We start from the raw sequence: 22,262 nt of genomic DNA on the forward strand, positions 1-22,262 counted from the left end.
CGGCGATTGCGTATATCCAGAATATTTGCGAAAACCTCAGTAGATTGAACGCGGAGAAATGTATCTTCGCGCCACATTGCTATTTGATGGACGGACGTAATGCAGCACCTGGATCACTTATCCTTGCACTTGTTCATTCTGGTCTGTGAAGAGGGCACGATTGCAAGCGCCAGTGAGCGAGCATTTATGGCGCCCTCGGCGGTCAGCAAACGTATTTCCGACATTGAGGCGCGATTTGGTACGGCGCTACTAAAGCGCAGCAAACGCGGGGTTGAACCGACCCCGGCGGGGTTGGCGCTGCTTCGGCATGCTCGGTCTCTGACACGGGCGATGGAGCGGCTCGATAGCGAGCTTGGCGAATACGCTGAAGGCGCCCGAGGGCATGTACGGGTGTTGGCAAACATCTCGTCAATTATGGAGTTTCTACCCGAAGAGCTGTCTGACTTCATGCTTAAGCACCCTGGAATCCAGGCCGACATCGAAGAACGTTTCAGTCCCGATGTGGTACGAGGTGTGGCTGAAGGCAATGCCGATTTGGGCATTTGTCGACGATCAATGGCCATGGGCGATCTGGAGTTTCTACCTTATCGTCGGGATCATCTGGCCGTCGTCGTAGGCTCGAACCATTCCTTGGCCAATCGCCCCCGTATTGCGTTCGCAGAGACCCTGGCCTTTGATCATTTGGGGTTGTCCGCTTTCGCCACGTTGAATAACTTCATGCGTAATGAAGCGACTAAGGACGGACATGAGCTGCGGTTTCGCTCCTATGTTTCGTCGTTCGACGCCGCATTCCGCCTGGTGCAATTCGGCTTGGGACTTGCTGTATTTCCACTGGAGGCCGTGGCGCGGTATGCCCAGTTGTTTGACTTGCGCATTATTCCGCTGACCGACGATTGGGCACTGGGTGAGTTTGTTATCTGTGTGCGTGATCGGGATGCACTGTCGCTGTCCGCACGGCGCTTGCTGGATCATCTGCTTTTGCGCGCAAACACCGGTTGAGCCTTGGGGCTGATTGAATCCATCGCGGTTGACGATGGATCACCGCGTAAATGACGTCTTTTTGCTAAGCCAGCGGCTCTTTAATCTGAAGTTGCGCTTCAGCCTGTGAGAGCTTTTTCATGACAACAATAACAATCAATGAAGTCGGCATGCGTGATGGTTTGCAAAGCCTTCAAACCGTAATGCCTACCTCTGCCAAACGACAATGGATCGATGCCGCCTATGCTGCCGGCATGCGTTATATGGAAGTCGCGTCCTTTGTTCCCGCCAAACTGCTGCCGCAGATGGCCGATGCAAAGGAAGTCGTCGCCCACGCCTTGAGTTTTCCAGATCTGGTCGTAACGGTCCTGGCGCCTAACCTGCGCGGCTGTCGTGATGCGCTGGAGTCCGGCGCTCACCGTATCATTGCGCCTGTCTCCGTCAGCGCTGCCCATAGCCTGGCCAATGTGCGGCGTACGCCGCTGGAAATGGTCGAGGAACTGGCGCGGATGTGCGAACTACGGACCCAAATGGGTTTGCACAACGTTCAAATAATCGCCGGGATGTCGGTTGCATTTGGCTGCACCCGCCAGGGCGATGTGCCATTGAGCGACCTCTGCGAATTGACCGGTCGGGTGCTGGAAGCCGGCTGCGATCTGGTTTCGCTTGGCGACACCACTGGCTATGCCAATCCCGGCCAAGTGGCGACCACGTTGCAGGCGGTTCGCGCTATTGCCGGTGACAAACTCCGGGCTGCGCATTTTCATGACACCCGAGGTCTGGCGCTGGCCAACAGCCTGGTGGCGGTGCAGCAAGGCATCACCGAGCTTGATTCTTCCCTGGCAGGGCTGGGTGGTTGCCCGTTCGCGCCGGGCGCGTCCGGCAACACCGTGACCGAAGACCTGGTGTTCATGCTGCAAAGCATGGGCTATGACACCGGCATTGATCTGCCCGCACTGATCGCTTCAAGGGATCTGCTGCGCGCCGCCTTACCGGACGAAACGCTTTACGGCTGCATTGCCCGCGCAGGCCTTCCACTCAATTACACGCCAGTCGCCAACCGCGCTTGAGCCTGCTTGATCGAGGAAAACGCTAATGTCCAGACTTCCATTGGACGGCATTCGTGTCGTCGAAATTTCTCATATGGTGATGGGGCCGACCTGCGGGATGATCCTGGGTGACCTCGGTGCCGAGGTGATCAAGATCGAGCCGATCCAGGGCGACGGCACGCGCCGCCTGCTGGGCGCGGGTGCCGGTTTTTTTCGCACCTTCAACCGCAACAAACAGTGCATCGCCATTGACGTCAACACCCCTCAGGGGCGCGACGCTGTGCTGGAACTTATCGACACCGCCGACGTATTCATCGAGAACTTCAAACCTGGCCGCATGCAAGCGCTCGGCTTTGGCTACGCTGCGATTCGGGAGCGTAACCCGCGCATTATTTATGCCTCACACAAAGGCTTTCTGAACGGTCCTTACGACAATCGCCTGGCCCTGGATGAAGTGGTGCAGATGATGGCCGGTCTGGCCTACATGACAGGCCCTGTCGGTAGACCGCTACGTGCTGGCAGTTCCGTGAACGACATCATGGGCGGGATGTTCGGTGCCATCGGCGTGCTTGCCGCGCTCAACGAGCGCAACGTCACTGGGGCCGGTCGTGAGGTGCAAAGCGCGCTTTACGAAAACTGCGTATTGCTCGCCGCCCAACATATGCAGCAATACGCGGTGACCGGGCAGGCAGCCGCGCCGATGCCGAACCGCATCAGCGCCTGGGCCATCTATGACGTGTTCGAGTTCGCTGGCGGTGAGCAGATGTTCGTTGCTGCCACCGGTGAAGGCCAGTGGAACGCCTTGTGCCAGCTGCTGGGCCAGACGGTGTTGCTCGACGATCAGACTCTTGCCACCAACAACGACCGCGTTCTACAACGACCACGGCTGCTGGCCCATCTGGCTGAAGTCTTCGCGACCATGGATGCTCAGGCTCTGGCGCTACAACTCGAAGCCCACGGCATTCCATTCGCGCCGATTCGTCGTCCGGAAGAGTTGTTTGAAGATCCTCACCTGCTGAAAAGCGGTGGACTGGCAAATCTTGAACTCGAAGACGGATCGTTCACCGCCATGCCACTGCTGCCGTTGTCCCTGGATGGCGAGCGTCTTCAACCCCGTCGATCAATTCCACGCATCGGCGAGCACACCCACAAAGTCATGTGCGAACTGGGCTACAGCGACGAACACATTGCCGAGCTGTGTGCTGCCGGTGTGCTGAAAACTGATGCTCAGGCCTGAGGAGGAGCTGCCGTGGCTATCTATCAATATGACACGCTTATCCCCGCCATCCACGCCGAAACCTTCGTCGCGCAAGACGCTACCGTCATCGGCAATGTCACGCTGCAGCAGGGCGTCAGTATCTGGCCACATGCTGTTCTGCGCGGTGACAACGAGCCGATTTTCATCGGTCAGCACAGCAATGTGCAGGAAGGTGCGGTGCTGCATGCCGATCCGGGATTTGCGCTGACGGTAGGCAAGGGCGTCACCATCGGCCACCAGGCCATGTTGCATGGCTGCACCATTGGCGATGGTGCGCTTATCGGGATTCAGGCGGTTGTCCTCAATGGTGCGGTCATCGGCAAGAACTGCCTGGTTGGCGCCGGTGCGATTGTCACCGAAGGCAAGGTGTTCCCGGATAACTCCCTGATCCTGGGCGCACCTGCCAAAGTCGTGCGCGAACTGACGCCTGAAGCGATTGCCGGCATGCACCGAAACGCCGAGGACTATGTCGTCAAGGGTCAGGTTTACAAGGAAAAACTGATCCTGATCAGCTAAACCCGTTGAGCAAAGTTCCTGAAGGAACTTGCCTCTCTCCAATAATTACAAGAATGGAGAAACATCATGGTTGCCATGACTGGCGAAATCGCCCTTGCGCGCAGCGAAGAAACGATCAACGAATTGCTGCTGTATCGGCGCGTGGCCTGGCGCATCATGCCGCTGGCCATTATCTGCTTTCTGTTTTCCTATTTTGATCGGATCAACATCAGCTTCGCCAAGACCCAAATGCAGCATGAATTGGGTCTGAGCGACGCGGCATACGGTTTGGCCGCGAGCATGTTTTTTTTCGGCTACGTGCTATTCGAAGTGCCTAGCAGTCTTGGTCTCAAACGCTACGGGGCGCCGGCCTGGATCTGTCGGATCATGATCTCCTGGGGACTGGCGACGGCGGCTTTGATGTTCGCCTACACGCAATACACCCTGTACTTCCTGCGTTTTCTGATCGGCGTGATGGAAGCCGGTTTTGGCCCGGCGATCCTGTTCTACCTGGCGTGCTGGTTTCCCAAGAAGCACCTGGCAAAGATGAATGGCCTTTGGTTCCTGGCGGTACCTCTGGCAGGCGCCGTCGGTGGGCCGGCGGCGGGGATCCTGTTGGGCACGATGGACGGGGTGTTCGGGCTGGCAGGTTGGCACTGGCTGTTCCTGATGTCCGGACTCCCCTGTGTGGTACTCGGCCTGCTGGTGTTGTGGAAACTGGACCGAGACATCGAATCGGCCAAATGGCTAAGCCGTAGCGAGAAGGACCTGCTGGCGGCCAACCTGGCGCATGACAAAGTCAACCAGAAGCCGGTATTGGGATCGTTGTGGCGTGTGTTGCTGACCCGGGAAGTGGCGCTCATGGCGTTCATCTACTTTGTGATCAAGACCGCTGCTTATGGCCTCAACTTCTGGATGCCACACCTGATCAAATCCTCCGGTGTGCAGAGTCTATTCTGGATAGGGATGCTTTCGGCGTTGCCTTACATCGTGGCCTGTATCGGCATGATATGGCTGACCCGGCGTTCTGATCGTACAGGTGAACGCAAGACTTACCTTGTGTGGTGCCTGGTGGCGGCGGCAGTAGGCTACGTGTTGGCCTGCCTGTTCTCCGACTCGTCATGGGCGATGATGGCAGCACTCGTACTCGCTACTGCGGGCACCTTTATTGCGATCCCGATTTTCTGGACCATCCCGCAGTCGACCTTCTCCGGCCTGGCTATCGCTACCGGGACAGCAGCAATCAACTCCATCGGCCAATTGAGCGGCATGGTTGCACCTGTGATGGTGGGCAAAATCAACGATCTGTCCGGCTCTACCTACATGGGCATGCTCTCCATTGCACCGCTGATTCTAGTCGCTTGTTTCGTCGTCATGCGCTACGTCAAGAATCCCAGGTCCTGACGAAATTCTCACGAATGACCGGACTTGCTGATTGTTGAAGGGCTTGAATCGCGCAAGCGCTCTTGAACCGCTTTCACCCGTGGGGGCCTCTTTCCATTCCGAGAGCGTTCGTCGTTACAGACGCATAGGGCAAAGTCTATTTCGGCCGAAAGCGCCCCCTTTCTTTCACAACCGGTCTACCATGCCACCCCCGGCAGTGGTTCACGCGCTACCGACCTCATTCTTAAAAGGTACCGCAATGTCCATCGACCAAATCTCCCTTCCCAAAGGCGTAGGCCCTCACGCCATCAAGCTCCTCGAAGCCATCACTGGCGCTTCAACCCATGAAGAGCTCAATCGCGCCGGTGGCAAAGCTGAGGGGTTTGTGTTGGGGCTTGAGTCCACCAAAGCCATCAAGAGCCAAATCGCCGAGTCGTTGTATGTGGCCTACGACGATGCGGCGAGTAACCGGGCGGGTGAGTTGAAGGGCTAACCATCAGCCGGGGCAGGGTGCTTCGCGGTCAAGGAGTTTGGCCGTGAGCAACACGCCCAGTTCGCTCAGTTGGTGGATCGCCAGGGCGACGTCGCGGTGTTTGCCGGACAGGTCGAGCAGCAGCGTGTTTTGGGCTGCTGCGCAGCCCAACGGGAGCAAGCTCCCTCGCCACAGGGGTTAGGGGCGTTAGTAGCCTTGGCTCACGCTCACGCCGCGCATGATCGAGAAGCGCGGGTCGAGCAGTTTCAAGCCTTGTTCACCTTTCACCCGGCCCACGGTCACGTGGTAAGTCTTCGGCACGTCGGAGAGGTTTTCCGGGTTGCGCGCCAGTTTTTCTATCGCTGGGGTTTTGGCCCAGGCGGCGATGGGTTTCTGGCGGATGTCCACCGTCACGATCCAGGATTTATCCACGGCGGCGCCCATTGGGCCGGTGTTGGGGGCGATGTCCTTGATTTTGGCGATTTCATAGCCTTGTGAGTAACAAAAGCCAGATGCTTGTTCCACGTAGGCGGCGCGGCCAGGGTCGGTGAGGCTGTAGGTCTTGTCGCTTTTGGCGAGCAGGCCGGCGTCTGTCAGCGCATCGAAGGCGGGCGCGTTGCCGCTGGAGACGCCGGTGCTGAAGGTTGAGCTCAGCGTGACCGGGAAGCTTTTGAACATCGCTGCTGTCACGCAGGAAGCCCCTTCCAGCCGGGGTTGCAGTGCGGCGTGGATGTCGGTGTCCGAAGGGCTGTCGCTGCAAGCGGTGAGCAGCAGGGCGCTGGTGGCGGCGAGGGCCAGGGCGTTGATTCGCATCGTTTTATCCTTGACGATTGGGAGGGGGTGGCACTGAGACATTAACGTCGAGCAGATGTTTCCAGGCTGATGCCTTTGCCTTACCTTGACCTGCATCTGCCCACCTTGGGCATGGGGATGACGAACCAGGCGCGAGCAATGGGAGGCGTTTTTCCCGCGTTCAGGATCAGAACCGCCCTCCAATACGCTATAGAATTGCCTCCTGGAACAGGCCTCACAACGAAGGATTGAGCATGACATTGACTGTCGAAACCCTACTCCAACTGGCCATGGCCAACCCCATCAACGCCGAAATCACCGCACGCCTGCCCGACCTCGGCGTGGACCAATGCATGCTCACCGCCGGCTGTCTGTTCCAGGCAGTGTGGAACCATCAAGCGAATCTTCCCGCCGCTCAGGGCGTGAAAGACTACGACGTCTTTTACTTCGACACAGACATGTCCTACGAGGCGGAAGATGTGGTGATTCGTTCGGCCGAGGCGCTGTTCCAGGACCTGGGCGTGAATGTGGAGGTGAAGAACCAGGCGCGGGTGCACCTTTGGTACGGCGAGCGGTTTGGTCGGCCCTATCCGCAGTTGCACTCGGCCAAGCAGGGCGTGGATCGTTACCTGGTGGCAGGTACGTGCATCGGCTTGGATATCGCGACGGGCGAGGTGTACGCGCCCTATGGGTTGGATGACGTGGAGCACGGCGTGCTGCGCATCAACCCGCAGCATGCGGAGCCGGCCTTGTTCATGCACAAGGCCAAGAGTTATCAAGCGCGTTGGCCGTGGCTGAAGATTGTGGCGCCGGGTTCAGCCCAGTAACCCTCCCAGCACAGCGCTGGCGGCCACCACCAACCAGGGCGGCAGCTTCCAGACCATCAGCGCCACCAAAGCGGCCAGTGCCAAGCTGAAGTCCAGCGCAGTGAAGATCGCGCTGGTCCACACCGGCTGATACAGCGCCGCCAGCAGTAACCCCACCACTGCCGCGTTCACTCCGGCCAGCGCGGCCTGGGTGCGTGGGCTGCGGCGCAGGGTTGCCCAGAACGGCAGTGCACCCATCACCAGCAAAAAGGACGGGGCAAATATAGCCAGCAGGGCAATCACGCCACCCAGCCAGCCGTTCGGGGCATGGTTCATCGAGGCGCCAAGGAACGCGGCAAAGGTGAACAGCGGGCCGGGCACGGCTTGCGTGGCGCCATAGCCCGCGAGGAATACGTCATTGTTCACCCAGTGCGGTGGCACGACTTTGGCTTGCAGCAACGGCAGCACCACATGGCCGCCGCCGAACACCAGCGAGCCGGTGCGGTAGAAGGCATCTACCAAGGCCAGCGTGGGATTGGGCAGCCAGCCGGCCAGAATCGGCAGGCCCGCCAACAACACGAGGAACAGCCCCAGCCACAGGGCGCCCGCGCGGCGGCTGATGGCGACCGGCAGCGCGTCAGGCTCGGCGCTCGGCTCACGTTTGAACAGCAGCAGGCCGGCCACGCCTGCGGTGCAGATCACCCCGACCTGGGCCCAGGCGGACGGTTCCAGCAGCGCCAAACACGCCGCAATCAGCATCAGTATCACACGCGCCAGGCCTTGGCACAGGGAACGCGCCATGCCCCAGACGGCTTGGGCGACCACGGCCACGGCGACGACTTTGAGGCCATGCAGCGCGCCGTCGGGGAGGGCGCTGCCATAGTGGGACAGGCCCAGGGCGAACAGGATCAGCGCGATGGCTGACGGCAGTGTAAACCCGGCCCAGGCAGCAGCGGCGCCACGGTAACCGGCGCGGGACAGGCCCAGCGCGATGCCGACCTGGCTGCTGGCCGGGCCAGGGAGGAATTGGCACAACGCGACCAATTCCGCGTAACTGCGCTCGCTCAGCCAGCGTCGCCGTGTGACGAACTCCTCGCGAAAATAACCCAGGTGCGCAATCGGGCCGCCGAACGAGGTGAGGCCCAGGCGCAGGAAGATCAGGAATACCGACCAGGGGTTGCCGGGATGATCAGCACAGGAATGGGCCAAGGGGTGAGGTCTCATGAGGGGTTGCGCCACCTTAGCGAATTTTGATGACGTGAAGAAGAGGCCTCTGTTTACGCCAATTGCAACGCGTGATGGAATTTTTGCGCGCGCATTTGAGTCATTGAAAGATGCACGGAGAAAGCCTTCCCATCACTGATACTGACGACAGCAAGGACAGACGATGACCTTTTTTATTTTCCTGCTGGCCTGCGCGGCGGCTGCCAGCACCGGCATCATTTTCAAACCAGGCGCCTGGTACGAATCCCTCGTGAAACCCAGCTTCACACCGCCCAATTGGTTGTTCCCGGTGGCGTGGACCATCATATACCTGCTGCTGGCCTGGGCCGGTTACCGCCTCAGCCTGATCCCAGGCAGCGAAATGGTGTTGGCCCTGTGGGCGGCGCAGATTGCGTTGAACACGTTGTGGACGCCGGTGTTCTTCGGCGCCCATCGCATCTTGGCCGGGATGGTGATTATTACCGTGCTGTGGCTCACCGTAGCGGCGATGGTGGTGTTGGCGGTGCGCCTGGACTTGATCACCGGCTTGATCCTGTTCCCCTACTTGGCGTGGCTGTGTGTCGCGGCGGCGTTGAATTTCTCGATCCTGCGGAATAACCGCTGATGGCCCATACGCTCTGGCCCGCCAGTGAGCCTGAACTGGCCGAGATGCGCCGTTTCAATCAAAAGCTCGCGTGGATGCCGCGCTTTAAAATCCGCAATCGGGTTACACCGCGTCTGATTCAGGCGCTGTTGCGCGTCAGCCAAAAGGTCAGGAAAGGGCCGGATGCTGAGTGCAAGGTGGTCGATTCAGTGCCCGTGCGCATCCTGCGGCCGAGCGGCAAACCCAAAGGCGTGGTGCTGGATATCCACGGCGGCGGCTGGGTGATTGGCAATGCGCAGATGGATGACGACCTCAATCTGGGTATGGTCAACGCGTGTGACGTGGCGGTGGTGTCGGTGGATTATCGGCTGGCGGTCGACACACCGGTCGAAGGGCTGATGGACGACTGCCTCGCGGCCGCGCGATGGTTGCTGGCCACGGATGAGTTTACCGACCTGCCGGTGTTCGTCGTCGGCGAATCGGCGGGCGGGCACTTGGCGGCGGCGACACTACTGGCGTTGAAGCAGTGGCCCGATTTGCTCAAACGGGTAAGCGGGGCGGTGTTGTACTACGGCGTTTACGATTTGGCCGGCACCCCCAGCGTGCGCGCGGCGGGGCCCGAAACCTTGTTGCTGGATGGGCCTGGCATGGTCGAGGCGCTGCGCATGCTGACGCCGGGGTTGAGTGATGACGAGCGTCGGCAGGCGCCGTTGTCACCGCTGTATGGCGACTTCGGCGGGTTGCCGCCGGCGTTGATGTTTGTGGGCGAGTTGGACCCGTTGAAAGATGACACCTTGTTGATCGCTGAGCAGTGGCCGGGGGCTGAGGCGCATCTGTTGCCGGAGTCGGCCCATGGGTTTATCCATTTTCCGGTGGTGATGGGGGCGGGCGTGCTTGCCTACAGCCGCCAGTGGATCAGTCAAAGAATGGGCGGGGGAGTACTCAATCTTTCTTCGTCCGGGTAACCTTGCGCTCCCCCCATTCAAGCCAAGGACAGCACGTGAAGGTTCTTCAAGGATTCATCGGGTTATCGACGCTGTATCTGCTGGCCGGCTGTGAGCAAGTCACCGAGAAGACACTGCGCTTCGACGTGCCCTACGGCTACTACGAGACGGCCTTCCGCCAGGACGTCACGGGCAAAGGCCAGTTGACCTGCAAGGTCGCCACCGACACCCAGGACCGTGGCGAAAAGTGGATGCCTTCGGTCATTCTTGCGGCCGCCGAGGATGCTGCGGAAGACGATACGCTGTTCCTGTCCAGCTATACGCCCGCCGACAGCGACCAGCGGCTATTCGAGCTGCGCACGTTCAACAAGGCAAAGCCAGTCATCGATACCTTCTTCCATCGAGCTCCCGACCATAACGGCGTGTACACCCTACGGCTGACCTGGCAAGCAGATGGCACGATCGGCTATCAAGTCGAAAACGGCGGTGTCTGGGAAGAGAAGAAGCTTGTCGAGAAACCAGGGTTTGCCGTACGCCACGTGAGCGTGCATGCGTCGGGGATGAAGGGCGGTGCAGTCTGTGAGTTGCGCCAGTGAGTGGTACCTGTGACTTGGGGCCGTTGAAAGGCTGATTCATTGAACTAAAAACTTGATCAATGAGTCAGGTTAATCAGCTGCTCTTCTCTCATCATGAGGACTCCACCATGCGCCAATACACGCTCAACTACCGATTCAACGAAGAATTGCGCACCCATGTGTTCGAATTCAAGCAGCCCGAATTGCCGGTGCATGAGGCGGCGTTGCACTTGCTGCAATTGCATTTCGGCGATGCCGAGAATGGTTTGATCCTGCCCCCTGCGGATGCGACGCCGGAGGAGATTCTGGAACAGGCGCAGGTGGTGGGAATCACGCAGATTGAGGTTGTATGAGCGAAAACCCTCGGATTCAGGCGGTCACGACTGCGGATATTCCTGACGTACTGAGGTTTGTGCTGCAGGCCCGCGCCGAGCTGTTCCCGAAGCTCAGTGCGGCGGGAATGCCAGCGGACCTGGCGCAATTCGAGGCGATCTATCTACAGGGCGATGGGCAGTTTCTAATCGCTCGGGAGGCGGGCCGGATTGTTGCGGCCATTGGTTACTTGCCTTACGACGGGCGTTTTGCGCAGTTGAATTACCAGGGCCGCAATACGGTGGAAGTGGTGCGTCTGTTTGTGCTGCCGGCCTATCGCCGCTTTGGTCTGGCGGGGGCGTTGTATGGGGCGCTGGAGGCAATGGCGAAAGCGGAGGGGGTTGAGGTGGTTTACCTGCATACCCACCCGTTTTTGCCGGGGGCGATTGATTTTTGGGTGCGGCAGGGGTTCGAAGTGGTGGATGTAGACGCGGACCCGGTGTGGCAGACGACGCACATGCAGCGACTGTTGTAGACGTGAAACGCCGCAAATCAATGTGGGAGCAGGCAAGCCAGCTCCCACATGTGTATTGTGTGAAGCCTCTAGTTCGGGCGCAACCGCAGTATCTGCACGCCATCAAACGGGTCTGTCAGGTAGTGCGCCTGCACCCCAAACGTCTCCTGCAAGCGCTGCGGCGTCAGCACTTCCATCGGCTTGCCCAGCGCCACCAACTGTCCACGATCCAGTACCGCCAGCCGATCACAGGTCAGCGCTTGATTCAGGTCATGCAGCGCAATCAATGTGGTCACCGGCAGCCCTTGCACCCCCTTCAAGATCGCCAACTGGTGCTGGATATCCAAATGATTGGTCGGCTCATCCAGTAGTAATATCTGTGGCCGTTGCGCCAATGCGCGGGCGATGTGCACGCGTTGGCGTTCACCGCCCGAGAGGCTGCGCCAGGCGCGTTTGCTCAGGTGAGTGGCGTCGACGTCATGCAAGGCCTGGTTCACGATGGCATCGTCTTCGCTGGACCACGGGCTCAGCGCCGACAACCAAGGCGTACGGCCCAGCGCCACGGCGTCGAACACGCGGATGGCATCGTCCGTGTCAGCCTGTTGCTCAACCACGGCCAGTTGCTGTGCGATGGCGCGGCGGGACAGGTCGCCCAAAGGCTGGCCGCCCAACAATACTTCGCCAGATGCCGGCGCGCGCAAGCCTGCCAGCAGTTTGAGCAAGGTGGATTTACCGGAACCGTTTGGCCCGACAATCCCCAAGGTTTCACCCAGCTGCACGTCCAGGTGAATATCGCGTAATAACTCAGCCTCACGTACCTTGAAGCCCAACCCCGTGCAGCTTAAAACGCTCATCGCGCGTTCCTCCGGCCAATGAGGATCAGCGCAAACACCGGCGCACCGACCAGCGCCGTGACCACGCCGACCGGAATCACCTGGCCTTTGATCAGCGTGCGCGACAGCACATCCGCTGCAATCAAAAACAGCGCGCCGCCGAGCGCGCTGGCCGGCAGCAAGCGTGAGTGCCCGGTGCCGAGCAACAGACGCACGGCGTGGGGGATCACCAGCCCGACAAAGCCGATGGCGCCGACAATCGACACCATCACCGCCGTCACCAGTGCCGCGCAGCCCACCAACACAAACTGCACGCGGCGCACGGGGATACCGAGTGACGCCGCCGAGTCACTGCCAAAGGTGAACGCATCCAGCGCCCGACGATGCCACAGGCACACCGCCAAGCCCACGACCGCCACCGGCACCGCCAACCACACCGACGGCCAGCGCACGCCGCTGAGGTTGCCCAACAGCCAGAACATGATGCCGCGCGCCTGTTCGGAGCTGGCCGACTTGGTGATCAGGAACGCGGTAAGCGCATTGAACAGCTGCGATCCGGCAATGCCGGCGAGGATGATCTGGCCGGTGCCGCTCGACGAACCGCTGGCGCGCGCCAGCATAATCACCAGGGCAAACGCCGCCACCGCGCCGACAAACGCACCCGCCGACAACGAAATCAGCCCGCCGCCCACGCCCATCAACGCCACCAGCACCGCGCCAGTCGAGGCGCCCGCGCTGATGCCCAGCAGGTACGGATCGGCCAATGGGTTGCGCAATAACGACTGCAGGATCACCCCGCACGTCGCCAGCCCCGCCCCGCACGCGGCAGCGACCAAAGCGCGCGTGAGGCGGTAGTTCCACACCACGCCCTCATCGATCGGGTCCAGCACATAGCCGGCCGCCCACAGTTTGTTGGCGAGTACCTGGAGCACGACCTGCGGCGAGATGGCGGTTTCACCGATGGCCACGCCGGCGAGCACGGCGATCAGTAGCAAGGCCAGGGCAACTAGGGTCCGGATCACGCTGGCAGTCATTTGTGCAGGTCGTAGCCGTCGATGGCGGCCGCCAGTTGTTCAAGGCCGTCGAACGTACGAATGCTGGCCTGCAGCGCCATGGCATCAAGGATGATGATGCGGTTGTTTTTCACCGCGTCCATGTTGCGCGTGACCGGGTCGCTGCGCAAAAAGGCCAGTTTCTTTTCATGGTCGTCAGCCGGGTAACGGCGCCGGTCCATGCGTGCGATGACCAAAAAGGTCGGGTTGGCCTTGGCGATGGTTTCCCAGCCGACGGCGGGCCACTCTTCATCGGACTGCACCACGTTGGAAAGGCCGAGGGTTTGCAGCATGAACTCGGGAATGCCTTTGTGGCCGGCCACGTACGGGTCGCTGGCCATCTCGGAACTGGAGAACCACACCAACGCGCTGGCGTGCTTGAGGCCTTTGCTTTGCACAGTGGCGACCGACTTGGCCAGGCGCGCCTTGAGTTCGTCGTTCAATTGTTCGCCGCGGTCCTGTACGTCGAAAATCTGCGCCAGTTGGCTGATGCTTTTATAGATCGTCGCGATGCGGAAAGGCTCCAGCCGCGTGCCATCGGCGCCCACCAGGTTGTCTTTGCCTTCGCAGTCGGAGGGCAGCAGGTAGGTAGGGATCTTCAGCTCATGGAATTGCTCGCGGGTGCCGACCACGCCTTGTGGCCCGACCACCCATTCCAGCTCGGCGGCTACCAGTTGCGGGCGCTTGGCGATCACCGCTTCGAAGCTCGGCTCGTTGTTGGCCAGGCGCTCGATGCTGTCGTTCTGCGCCTTGAACTGCGGCAATACGCTGTTGAACCACAACGAAGTGCCCACCACCTTATCGCCCACGCCCAGCGCGTAAAGCATCTCGGTAGCCGCCTGGCCAATCGTCACGCTGCGCGCGGGAGCCTGCTGGAAGGTCAGGCGGCTGCCGCAGTTTTCCACGGTCAGTGGGTAGTGGGTGGGCGCGGCTTGGGCCAGGGCACAGAAGCTGACGCCGGCGAGCAGGGCGGTGACGCGTGGCAGCATGGGGCAATCTCCGAGTGAACCGTCGTGGAACTGGGGAGGTACGGTTCGGAAACACACCCTTGGGCACTGTGGTGGAGACAGGCAAGCGTGTCCTTCCCGGACACCCCGCCGGTTAGTGATTGAGCTTAAGCCGGCAGGTCTCCTGACTGATGCGTCGTCGCCACGCTCCAGCCTTCCCGGACGTGATCCAGTGGCATTAAGGAGCAGGCTCAGCACCTACAGTTGCGGGGGCAGTTCCGATTGGCGCGGGTGTAGCGCGCTTCGGATTCCCTATTAGTCCCGTTTGGGAACCGGCGCGGTATGGTAGTCGATCAGGCACCTTAGCGGGAGCTCCAAATACTCGAGGCGTGAACACGGTGGTAGCTCTCGCGGAGTTCGTCATCCTATGATGCGCATCCCATGGATAGTCTTCACACAAGGAAAGCACAGTGAAATCATTAATCGTCCTCGCCCTTATCGCCACGCTCGCCGGTTGCGCCACGCAGGGCAAATCTGAAAAGCAGATTCTTGACGAGGCCGCCACTGCGTACGTCAAGTCGATGCCCGCCGGGTCGGACAAGCTCCGTTTGCACACGATGAGCATCCCAAAAACCGGTTTGTTTGGCGATACGCTGGCAATTGCCATGGCCAGTGATCAAAACGCCGCCCACCTCAGGGGCGAATTGCTGAATGCAAAACGCATGGGCGATGTGTTCTTTTTGATTATCGGCGCCGGCAGCCCGGTCGACGTTGCTGTGATCAGCAAAGCGGTCGAAGGGCAGGATTTGAAAGGGATGCAGATTTACTACTCGGGCACCGACGCGCAGAAAGACACAGTGCGGGCGGCGGTCGAGAAATCGCAGGCGCAATTTCATTACATCAATGCGCAATGATTGCTCGCACTTTGAGCCGTCTGGGTGAACTGGCGATGTTGTTCCGCGTGTAGGCCGATGTTGGACGGAGTCGGCCAATTACCGCAGATCAAAATGTGGGCGCTGGCTTGTCGAACCGCTGCGACAGCCAGAAGTATCCACACATCTTGAGCGAGCGCTCTGCGTAGCAGCTGTCGAGCCCTGGCGAGGCTGCGTCAGCGGTGTGTCAGACAGACCGCAAACGCAGCCTCGCCAGGGCTCGACAGCTGCTACGCACTTTCACATTGAAAATATGTAGATACCTGTGCCGCCGTCTTCGCAGGCAAGCCAGCTCCCACACTTGATGTACGTCGTCCGTTCGGTCAGAGACGAATGTCTTCCGGACCTTGTATCAGCGCTTCAATCCGCGTGCCGGTGGCGCGTTCTTCGTTGCTGAAGCCGTCGTAGTCGGCGAGGTTGGCAAAACGGAGGCCGGTCAGCCGTTCTATCTGGACCACACTGCGTTGGTAGGTCCTGAGCTGGCCAAACACCAGCTCGAGCTGGCCCAATTCGCGGTTCTGGTCAATCATGTAGGCACTCGTGCGAGGCTTGCCGTCGTCGCCGAGGTAGGCGACGACTTTCCAGAAGGCCTTGGGGATTTTAACGCCCCGGTACACTCGGTCGTCGTCGGCAAACACCGGCCCGGTAAACACGGTGGCGCGGGCTTTCCAGCGTTGGGTGTTATCGAGAATATAGTCTTCGAGCTCCAGCCAGGTCTTCTGGTTGAACCCACTCATCTGCGGCGAGCAGTTGGTGAAGTGGAATGTGTCGAAGTTGGCGATTTTCGCCTCGTCGCCCCAATTGGGGTCCTGTCGGCGTACCAGGTGGCCGCGATCAAGGCCATTGCTGGCGTAGAGGTCTTCGCCCACCTGCGCGTCGATGGGCAGGCGGCCATCGTAGGCCCAGATGTCGTTGCTACGGGCAACGTCCACATGCAGCCCCCCGTCGATATTGGCGCCCACGTACAGCGCGAGGCGCCTTGAGCGTGACATCGTCACCGAGAAGTGCGTGTAGTCCAGGCGGTCGCCGCCCTCTTTCAGCGTCTGTACATCATCCGCAATCGCGTCCTCAACGGTGGGCCAGGGCACCACGAAGCTGCCGAGAAAATCCTCGGCGTAGCCGCTCCGGTCCTTGAGATCCTTGGCCGCAGTGACGCGTGGCGTCGCCGCCCTGGCCTCCAGCAGAGTGGGGCTCGGCGCGAGCAGCGGGCGCAGGTCGGCGAGCCGTGGGCGGTACGAAAGGTCGATTTTGGTTTTGCGTGCGGGCATCGTTCAGTCCTCCATGGATAAACACGACTGCAACATAGGTTAATGACAATTGATGACACGCGTTAACCCCAGGGGGCTATCCTGAGTCGATACCCGGACGTTGTCACATGCCAAATGGAGCCAGCCAATGTGTGTTCGCCAGCAGCATCGCAATCCGATTTTCTGCCTGATCCCGCCCTACATGCTCGACCAGATCGCCCGCAACGGTGATAAAGCGCAGCGGGAAATCGCGTTGCGCACCCGCGCCAAAGACAGCACGTTTCGCTCGCTGCGTATGGTCGCGGTGCCCGCCAAAGGGCCCGCTCACATGGCCCTGGCCATGGGCGCAGGCAAGCGGCGTTCGATCTACAGCGCCGAGGGCACCGACAGCCTGCCGGGAACGCTGGTCCGTGGCGAAGGGCAGCCCGCCAGCGGTGATGCGGCGGTGGACGAGGCCTACGATGGCTTGGGCGCCACCTTTGATTTTTTCGAGCAGGTCTTCGACCGCAACTCCATCGATGATGCCGGCATGGCATTGGACGCGACCGTTCATTTTGGCCAGAACTACAACAATGCGTTCTGGAACTCGGCCCAGATGGTGTTTGGTGATGGCGATGAGCAGTTGTTCAATCGCTTCACAGTGGCGCTCGACGTGATTGGCCATGAGTTGGCCCATGGCGTCACCGAGGATGAGGCCAAGCTGATGTACTTCAATCAGTCCGGCGCGTTGAACGAGTCGCTGTCGGACGTGTTCGGCTCACTGATCAAGCAATATGCACTGCAGCAATCGGCACAAGACGCCGACTGGCTGATCGGCAAGGGGCTGTTTACGCCAAAGATCAAAGGCACCGCCCTGCGCTCGATGAAAGCCCCCGGTACCGCGTTTGACGACGAACTGCTGGGCAAGGACCCTCAGCCTGGGCACATGGATGATTTTGTGCAGACCTACGAGGACAATGGTGGGGTGCATATCAATTCCGGCATCCCCAACCATGCGTTCTACCAAGTGGCGACGAAGTTGGGCGGGTTTGCCTGGGAGCGCGCCGGGCGTATCTGGTATGACGCGTTGCGCGATGCGCGGCTGCGGCCCAACTCGGGGTTTCTGCGCTTTGCGCGCATCACCTACGATATTGCCGGCCGACTCTACGGCGCGAACAAGGATGAGCAGAAGGCGGTCAAGGAAGGTTGGAAAGCGGTCGGCATTTCGGTCTGACGTGAGGAACAACCATGCAGATTTCGATCAAGGAAAACGGCGGACCGGCGTTTTTTCCCGGCTTGGCCCAGCCTCGTACGGTAAAGCTGGACGCTCTGCCTGAGCAGGATCAGCAGGAGTTGCGGCAACTGATCGCGGCTTCAGACTTTTTTCAGTTGCCGCAGAGCACCGTTCCGGAGTCCGGGAAGCCAGGCCAGGTGCATTACACCCTGACCGTGACAGAGGGCCAGCGCGAGCACACGGTGTGCGTGCTGGCGCCGGTGAAGTCCCAGGCACTGGACGGGCTGGTGCAGTGCGTGCGCAGGCATATTCGGTGTTGAGGCCGTTTTAGGTCTGCTGCGCAGTCCAGCGGGAGCAAGCGCCTTCGCCACAGGGAGTGCTCGGCTTATTTGCGGTCCAGCCACACGGTTTGCGCGTTGCAGAATTCGCGTACGCCGAAGTGCGACAATTCGCGGCCGAACCCACTTTTTTTCACGCCGCCGAACGCCACCCGAGGGTCGGAAACGCTGAAGGCGTTGACGAAGATCCCGCCGGTTTCCAACTGGTTGGCGATATCGCGTGCCTTCGCCGGGTCGGTGGTGAAGATGCTGGCGGTGAGGCCGAACTCGCTGTCATTGGCCAGGGCCACGGCGTGGTCGGCGTCGCGGGCGGTGATGATCGAGGCCACGGGGCCGAACAGTTCCTGCTTGAACGAGGTCATCTGGTCGGTGACGTCAGCCAGTACGGTCGGTTCGTAGAAGTTGCCGGCGCCGGGTACTTTGTGACCGCCCAGCAATAGGGTTGCGCCTTCTTCCAGGGTGGCCTGGACCTGGCCGTGCAGCTCGTCGCGCAAGTCAAAGCGGGCCATCGGGCCAATATAAGTGGCGGCTGAGGTGGGGTCGCCCATCGCCAAGGCGCGGCTGGCCTCCAGGAATTTGGCGGTGAATGTTTCCACCACGCCGGCCTCGATGATCAGGCGCTTGGCGGCGGCGCAGACTTGGCCGCTGTTCTGGAAGCGGCCGATCAGGGCGGCTTGCACGGCGGCGTCGAGGTCGGCGTCGTTGAGTACGATGAACGGGTCGGAGCCGCCGAGTTCCAGCACGCATTTTTTCAGTGCAGCGCCGGCCTGGGAGCCAATGGCGATGCCGGCACGCACGCTGCCGGTCAGGGTAACGGCGGCGATGCGTGGGTCGGCGATGGCTTTGGACACGCCTTCGTTGGCCACGTTGATCACTTCGAACAGCCCTTCGGCGAAGCCAGCCTTTTTAAACGCTTGTTGGATCAGATAGGCGCTGCCCATTACGTTCGGTGCGTGTTTGAGCACGTAGGTGTTGCCGGCAAGCATGGTCGGCACGGCGCCGCGCAGCACTTGCCATACGGGGAAGTTCCACGGCATGACGGCCAGGATAGGGCCGAGCGGGCGGTATTCGATCTGGGCGCTGCCGTTGTCCACCAACGTCGGTTCCGGGGCGAGCATGGCCGGACCGTGGGCGGCGTACCATTCGCTGAGTTGCGCGCATTTTTCGATTTCGGCACGGGCTTGGGCGATGGGTTTGCCCATTTCCAGGGTGATGGTCTGGGCCATTTCTTCGGCTTGGTCACGCAGGGCGTTGGCCAGGCTCAGCAGCAACTCGGCGCGCTGGCTCACTGGCTGGCGGCGCCAGGTGCGGAACGCGCTGGTGGCCCGATCGAGGGCGGCGTCCAGTTGCTGATGGGTTTCGTAGGGATAGCTGCCAACGGTTTCGCCGTTGGCCGGGTTAATCGAGAGGGCATGTGTGGTTGCGTTCATGGCGCCGTCCTGCTGAATGAATACGTTGAGTTCAGCCTACGGGGCTATCTCTTTTCTTGAAACTGAATAATATTAAGCAATACGTTCACGATTGGAGAATGATGTGGATCTGGTGCAGCTGGAAATCTTCAAGGCCGTTGCCGAGCAAGGCAGCATCAGCGCCGCCGCGCAGTTGATTCATCGGGTGCCGTCGAACCTGACCACGCGCATCAAGCAACTGGAGCAGGACCTGGGCGTGGAATTGTTTATCCGCGAGAAAAGCCGCTTGCGCCTGTCGCCGGCCGGCTGGAATTTCCTCGGCTATACGCGGCGCATCCTCGACCTGGTGCAGGAAGCCCGCGCGACGGTGGCGGGGGAGGAGCCCCAGGGCGCGTTTGCCCTCGGCTCGCTGGAGAGCACCGCGGCGGTGCGTATCCCGGCGTTGCTGGCGGCGTATAACCAGAAGCACACCAAGGTTGAGTTGGACCTGAGCACCGGGCCATCGGGCACGATGATTGAAGGCGTGCTGTCGGGACGGCTGACGGCGGCGTTTGTTGATGGCCCGGTGCTGCACAGCACCCTTGAGGGCGTAGCGGTATTTGAAGAAGAGATGGTGGTGATTGCGCCGCTGCATCACGCGCCGATTACCCGGGGGCAAGAGGTGAACGGCGAGAACATCTACACCTTTCGCTCGAACTGCTCGTACCGACACCACTTTGAGCGCTGGTTCTCACAGGACGGCGCGGTACCGGGCAAGATCTTCGAGATCGAGTCCTACCACGGCATGCTTGCCTGCGTCAGCGCCGGGGCCGGGGTGGCGCTGATGCCGCGCAGCATGCTGGAAAGCATGCCGGGGTTTGCGGCGGTGAGTGTGTGGCCGCTGACGGAGAGTTTCCGGATCTTGCACACCTGGCTGATCTGGCGCCGGGGCACGGTGTCGCAGAGTTTGAACAGCTTTGTGAAGTTGCTGGAGGAACGCGCTTTGGTAACGCAGTAGATCGAATGTGGGAGCTGGCTTGCCTGCGATAGCCACAGATATCTACACATTTTCAATGTGATAGTGCGTAGCAGCTGTCGAGCCCTGGCGAGGCTGCGTTTGCGGTCTGTCTGACACACCGCTGACGCAGCCTCGCCAGGGCTCGACAGCTGCTACGCAGAGGGCTCGCTCAAGATGTGTAGATACTTATGCTGCGATAGCATCAACTCGTTTTGCCTGATACACCGAGGTGCTGGCATCGCAGGCAAGCCAGCTCCCACATTTGATCGCTATCAGCCGCCGAATTGCAGGGTGCCCATCGCCAGTTTTGCCATTAACGCGGTCGCACCCAATTGCACCAGCCACAGTGCCAGGCCTCCGAGGAACACGCCGAGCGCTACCTGCAACACCAAGCTCTTCTGGCGCTTGGCTTGCGGCGCGCGTGGGGTGAAGTGGTCCAGCTCGTCGCGGTCGGCACGCAGGTCCAGGTCATCGTTTCTCATAAGGCTCTCACAGCAAAGGGGCAATCAGGGTTCAGTCTAGGGGAGCAGGGCATTTTCTGACAGGCATTAAAAAGGGAAGCCGTAGCTTCCCTTCTTGCGGCGCCGCCAGGTTATAGAACCTGAACAATCGCCTTTGTGACCGCATCAATGTTCGACTGGTTCAGCGCCGCCACACAGATACGCCCGGTATCCAGTGCGTAGATCCCAAACTCGGTGCGCAAGCGGGTGACTTGCTCAACGGTCAGGCCGGAGTAGGAGAACATCCCGCGCTGGCGGCCGACAAAGCTGAAGTCCTGGCCCGGAGCAGCCTTGGCCAGCTCGGCGACCATCTGCTCGCGCATGCCACGGATGCGCAGGCGCATTTCCGCCAGTTCGGCTTCCCACTGGGCGCGCAACTCAGGGTTGTTCAACACCGCTGCAACAATGGCCGCGCCGTGGGTCGGCGGGTTGGAGTAGTTGGTGCGGATCACACGCTTGACCTGGGACAGGATGCGCGCGCTTTCTTCCTTGGAGTCGCCAACGATGGACAGCGCGCCCACACGTTCGCCGTACAGCGAGAACGACTTGGAGAACGAGCTGGACACAAAGAAGGTCAGGCCCGACTCAGCGAACAGACGTACGGCAGCGGCGTCTTCGTGGATGCCGTCGCCAAAGCCCTGGTAGGCCATGTCGAGGAACGGCACCAGGTTCTTGGCCTTGACCACGTCCAGCACGTTCTGCCAGTCGGCCGGGCTCAGGTCGACGCCGGTCGGGTTGTGGCAGCAGGCGTGCAGCACCACGATGGACTGTGGCGGCAGGGCGTTGAGGTCTTCGAGCAGGCCGGCACGGTTTACGTCGTGGGTGGCGGCGTCGTAGTAGCGGTAGTTCTGCACCGGGAAACCTGCGGTTTCGAACAGGGCGCGGTGGTTTTCCCAGCTTGGGTCGCTGATGGCGACAACGGCGTCTGGCAGCAGTTGCTTGAGGAAGTCGGCGCCAATTTTCAGGGCGCCGGTGCCGCCAACGGCCTGGACGGTCACAACGCGACCCGCAGCCAGCAGTGGCGACTCAGCACCAAACAGCAGGGTTTGCACGGCCTTGTCATACGCCGCGATGCCGTCGATCGGCAAGTAGCCACGGGCGGCGTGTTGCGCCACGCGAATGGCTTCCGCTTCGGCAACGGCACGCAAGAGTGGAATCTTCCCCTCTTCGTTGCAGTAAACGCCCACGCCAAGGTTGACCTTGGTGGTTCGTGTATCGGCGTTGAATGCTTCGTTGAGGCCCAGGATAGGATCGCGTGGTGCCATTTCGACAGCGGAGAACAGGCTCATTTTGCGGCAGCTCTATGGGGGAAGGGAGGGACGTGTCGCGCTCCAGCCGAATGCACTAGAGCGGTGCACAAACGGGGAGCTAGTATAGAGGCCATCACGGCTGAGGGCGACAGCCGAAAC

At 60.6% G+C, this 22,262-nt stretch carries 25 protein-coding genes, 1 pseudogene and 1 riboswitch; of the genes and pseudogenes, 16 read left to right on the top strand and 10 right to left on the bottom strand.

Translation table 11 applies throughout. The features are described from left to right. The first annotated feature begins 99 nt into the window (after positions 1-99). From BFP95_RS25425 to BFP95_RS25450, 6 genes are all read left to right on the top strand, one after another. Positions 100-999, top strand: coding sequence for a LysR family transcriptional regulator (locus tag BFP95_RS25425; RefSeq protein ID WP_065874163.1), 900 nt, complete (start codon positions 100-102; stop codon positions 997-999). A 119-nt stretch (positions 1,000-1,118) separates the two neighbouring features. Further along, positions 1,119-2,048 carry a hydroxymethylglutaryl-CoA lyase gene (locus tag BFP95_RS25430; RefSeq protein WP_065874162.1) on the top strand — a complete coding sequence of 310 codons (930 nt, stop codon included), beginning with the start codon at positions 1,119-1,121 and terminating at the stop codon, positions 2,046-2,048. 25 nt (positions 2,049-2,073) lie between these two features. Next, positions 2,074-3,264: a CaiB/BaiF CoA transferase family protein gene (locus BFP95_RS25435; protein WP_065874160.1), complete on the top strand. Its 1,191-nt coding sequence runs from the start codon at positions 2,074-2,076 to the stop codon at positions 3,262-3,264. Between the two features lie 12 nt (positions 3,265-3,276). Continuing rightward, complete coding sequence (locus BFP95_RS25440; protein ID WP_065874159.1) at positions 3,277-3,801, top strand: gamma carbonic anhydrase family protein; 525 nt, start codon at positions 3,277-3,279, stop codon at positions 3,799-3,801. Between the two features lie 66 nt (positions 3,802-3,867). After that, positions 3,868-5,184 (top strand): MFS transporter, encoded by a 1,317-nt coding sequence (locus tag BFP95_RS25445; RefSeq protein ID WP_065874158.1) that lies wholly within the window; start codon positions 3,868-3,870, stop codon positions 5,182-5,184. Positions 5,185-5,422: 238 nt separating this feature from the next. After that, positions 5,423-5,656, top strand: coding sequence for a hypothetical protein (locus BFP95_RS25450; RefSeq protein ID WP_065874155.1), 234 nt, complete (start codon positions 5,423-5,425; stop codon positions 5,654-5,656). A 3-nt stretch (positions 5,657-5,659) separates the two neighbouring features. Here BFP95_RS25450 and BFP95_RS29850 read toward each other — a convergent pair. Both BFP95_RS29850 and BFP95_RS25455 read right to left on the bottom strand, forming a co-directional pair. Further along, positions 5,660-5,785: pseudogene (locus tag BFP95_RS29850) on the bottom strand (DUF6124 family protein); the annotation flags it as partial. A 57-nt stretch (positions 5,786-5,842) separates the two neighbouring features. After that, positions 5,843-6,448, bottom strand: a complete 606-nt coding sequence (locus BFP95_RS25455; protein WP_065874154.1) for a hypothetical protein — start codon at positions 6,446-6,448, stop codon at positions 5,843-5,845. Between the two features lie 233 nt (positions 6,449-6,681). On the opposite strand from BFP95_RS25455, the gene BFP95_RS25460 reads away from it, so the two are divergent. Then, positions 6,682-7,254 (top strand): nucleotidyltransferase family protein, encoded by a 573-nt coding sequence (locus tag BFP95_RS25460; protein WP_065910874.1) that lies wholly within the window; start codon positions 6,682-6,684, stop codon positions 7,252-7,254. Here BFP95_RS25460 and chrA read toward each other — a convergent pair. Beyond that, complete coding sequence (chrA, locus tag BFP95_RS25465) at positions 7,243-8,442, bottom strand: chromate efflux transporter (RefSeq protein WP_256534318.1); 1,200 nt, start codon at positions 8,440-8,442, stop codon at positions 7,243-7,245. The genes BFP95_RS25460 and chrA overlap by 12 nt on opposite strands. 178 nt (positions 8,443-8,620) lie before the next feature. Between chrA and BFP95_RS25470 the strand changes: the two genes are divergently transcribed. The 5 genes from BFP95_RS25470 (at position 8,621) to BFP95_RS25490 (ending at position 11,406) form a co-directional block, all read left to right on the top strand. Further along, positions 8,621-9,061, top strand: a complete 441-nt coding sequence (locus BFP95_RS25470) for a tryptophan-rich sensory protein TspO (RefSeq protein ID WP_065874148.1) — start codon at positions 8,621-8,623, stop codon at positions 9,059-9,061. Next, entirely contained in the window at positions 9,061-10,005 is a 945-nt protein-coding gene (locus tag BFP95_RS25475) for an alpha/beta hydrolase fold domain-containing protein (RefSeq protein WP_065910876.1), read from the top strand. The genes BFP95_RS25470 and BFP95_RS25475 overlap by 1 nt, the downstream gene beginning before the upstream one ends. 35 nt (positions 10,006-10,040) lie before the next feature. Beyond that, entirely contained in the window at positions 10,041-10,580 is a 540-nt protein-coding gene (locus BFP95_RS25480) for a hypothetical protein (protein WP_256534319.1), read from the top strand. A gap of 107 nt (positions 10,581-10,687) precedes the next feature. Then, on the top strand, positions 10,688-10,912 hold the full coding sequence (locus BFP95_RS25485) for a hypothetical protein (RefSeq protein WP_065874145.1): 225 nt from the start codon (positions 10,688-10,690) through the stop codon (positions 10,910-10,912). Then, positions 10,909-11,406: a GNAT family N-acetyltransferase gene (locus tag BFP95_RS25490; RefSeq protein ID WP_065880870.1), complete on the top strand. Its 498-nt coding sequence runs from the start codon at positions 10,909-10,911 to the stop codon at positions 11,404-11,406. The genes BFP95_RS25485 and BFP95_RS25490 overlap by 4 nt, the downstream gene beginning before the upstream one ends. A 68-nt stretch (positions 11,407-11,474) precedes the next feature. On the opposite strand, the gene BFP95_RS25495 is transcribed toward BFP95_RS25490, so the two are convergent. From BFP95_RS25495 to BFP95_RS25505, 3 genes are read right to left on the bottom strand one after another with little or no spacing between them, the layout of a single operon-like run. After that, entirely contained in the window at positions 11,475-12,239 is a 765-nt protein-coding gene (locus tag BFP95_RS25495; protein ID WP_065880871.1) for an ABC transporter ATP-binding protein, read from the bottom strand. Further along, on the bottom strand, positions 12,236-13,240 hold the full coding sequence (locus tag BFP95_RS25500; RefSeq protein WP_175405996.1) for a FecCD family ABC transporter permease: 1,005 nt from the start codon (positions 13,238-13,240) through the stop codon (positions 12,236-12,238). Before BFP95_RS25500 ends, BFP95_RS25495 begins: the two co-directional genes overlap by 4 nt. A gap of 8 nt (positions 13,241-13,248) precedes the next feature. Then, on the bottom strand, positions 13,249-14,259 hold the full coding sequence (locus BFP95_RS25505) for an ABC transporter substrate-binding protein (protein ID WP_065874138.1): 1,011 nt from the start codon (positions 14,257-14,259) through the stop codon (positions 13,249-13,251). Positions 14,260-14,373: 114 nt separating this feature from the next. Further along, a riboswitch (cobalamin riboswitch) is annotated at positions 14,374-14,569 on the bottom strand. Between the two features lie 118 nt (positions 14,570-14,687). On the opposite strand from BFP95_RS25505, the gene BFP95_RS25510 reads away from it, so the two are divergent. After that, the gene (locus tag BFP95_RS25510; RefSeq protein WP_065910878.1) at positions 14,688-15,131 is read left to right on the top strand and encodes a hypothetical protein; all 444 of its coding nucleotides are present in this window, start codon (positions 14,688-14,690) and stop codon (positions 15,129-15,131) included. A gap of 341 nt (positions 15,132-15,472) precedes the next feature. On the opposite strand, the gene BFP95_RS25515 is transcribed toward BFP95_RS25510, so the two are convergent. Further along, a complete protein-coding gene (locus BFP95_RS25515; RefSeq protein ID WP_065874136.1) occupies positions 15,473-16,417 on the bottom strand; it encodes a DNA/RNA non-specific endonuclease in 945 nt (314 codons plus the stop codon). Between the two features lie 127 nt (positions 16,418-16,544). Here BFP95_RS25515 and BFP95_RS25520 point away from each other — a divergent pair, with 127 nt between their 5' ends. Together BFP95_RS25520 and BFP95_RS25525 are read left to right on the top strand one after the other, a co-directional pair. Then, complete coding sequence (locus BFP95_RS25520; RefSeq protein ID WP_065880875.1) at positions 16,545-17,609, top strand: M4 family metallopeptidase; 1,065 nt, start codon at positions 16,545-16,547, stop codon at positions 17,607-17,609. Positions 17,610-17,623: 14 nt separating this feature from the next. After that, positions 17,624-17,929: a protealysin inhibitor emfourin gene (locus BFP95_RS25525; RefSeq protein WP_065880876.1), complete on the top strand. Its 306-nt coding sequence runs from the start codon at positions 17,624-17,626 to the stop codon at positions 17,927-17,929. Between the two features lie 65 nt (positions 17,930-17,994). Here the strand turns inward: BFP95_RS25525 and BFP95_RS25530 are convergent, their stop codons facing one another. Next, positions 17,995-19,377 carry an aldehyde dehydrogenase family protein gene (locus BFP95_RS25530; protein ID WP_065874132.1) on the bottom strand — a complete coding sequence of 461 codons (1,383 nt, stop codon included), beginning with the start codon at positions 19,375-19,377 and terminating at the stop codon, positions 17,995-17,997. Positions 19,378-19,480: 103 nt separating this feature from the next. On the opposite strand from BFP95_RS25530, the gene BFP95_RS25535 reads away from it, so the two are divergent. Next, positions 19,481-20,353: a putrescine utilization regulator PtrR gene (locus tag BFP95_RS25535; RefSeq protein ID WP_065874131.1), complete on the top strand. Its 873-nt coding sequence runs from the start codon at positions 19,481-19,483 to the stop codon at positions 20,351-20,353. A gap of 272 nt (positions 20,354-20,625) precedes the next feature. On the opposite strand, the gene BFP95_RS25540 is transcribed toward BFP95_RS25535, so the two are convergent. Beyond that, positions 20,626-20,835: a hypothetical protein gene (locus tag BFP95_RS25540; protein WP_038442076.1), complete on the bottom strand. Its 210-nt coding sequence runs from the start codon at positions 20,833-20,835 to the stop codon at positions 20,626-20,628. A gap of 110 nt (positions 20,836-20,945) precedes the next feature. After that, the gene (locus BFP95_RS25545; protein WP_065890604.1) at positions 20,946-22,142 is read right to left on the bottom strand and encodes an amino acid aminotransferase; all 1,197 of its coding nucleotides are present in this window, start codon (positions 22,140-22,142) and stop codon (positions 20,946-20,948) included. Positions 22,143-22,262 lie beyond the last annotated feature (120 nt).

Origin of the sequence: Pseudomonas sp. 58 R 12 (assembly GCF_900005865.1) — a bacterium.
Classification (GTDB): domain Bacteria; phylum Pseudomonadota; class Gammaproteobacteria; order Pseudomonadales; family Pseudomonadaceae; genus Aquipseudomonas; species Aquipseudomonas tritici.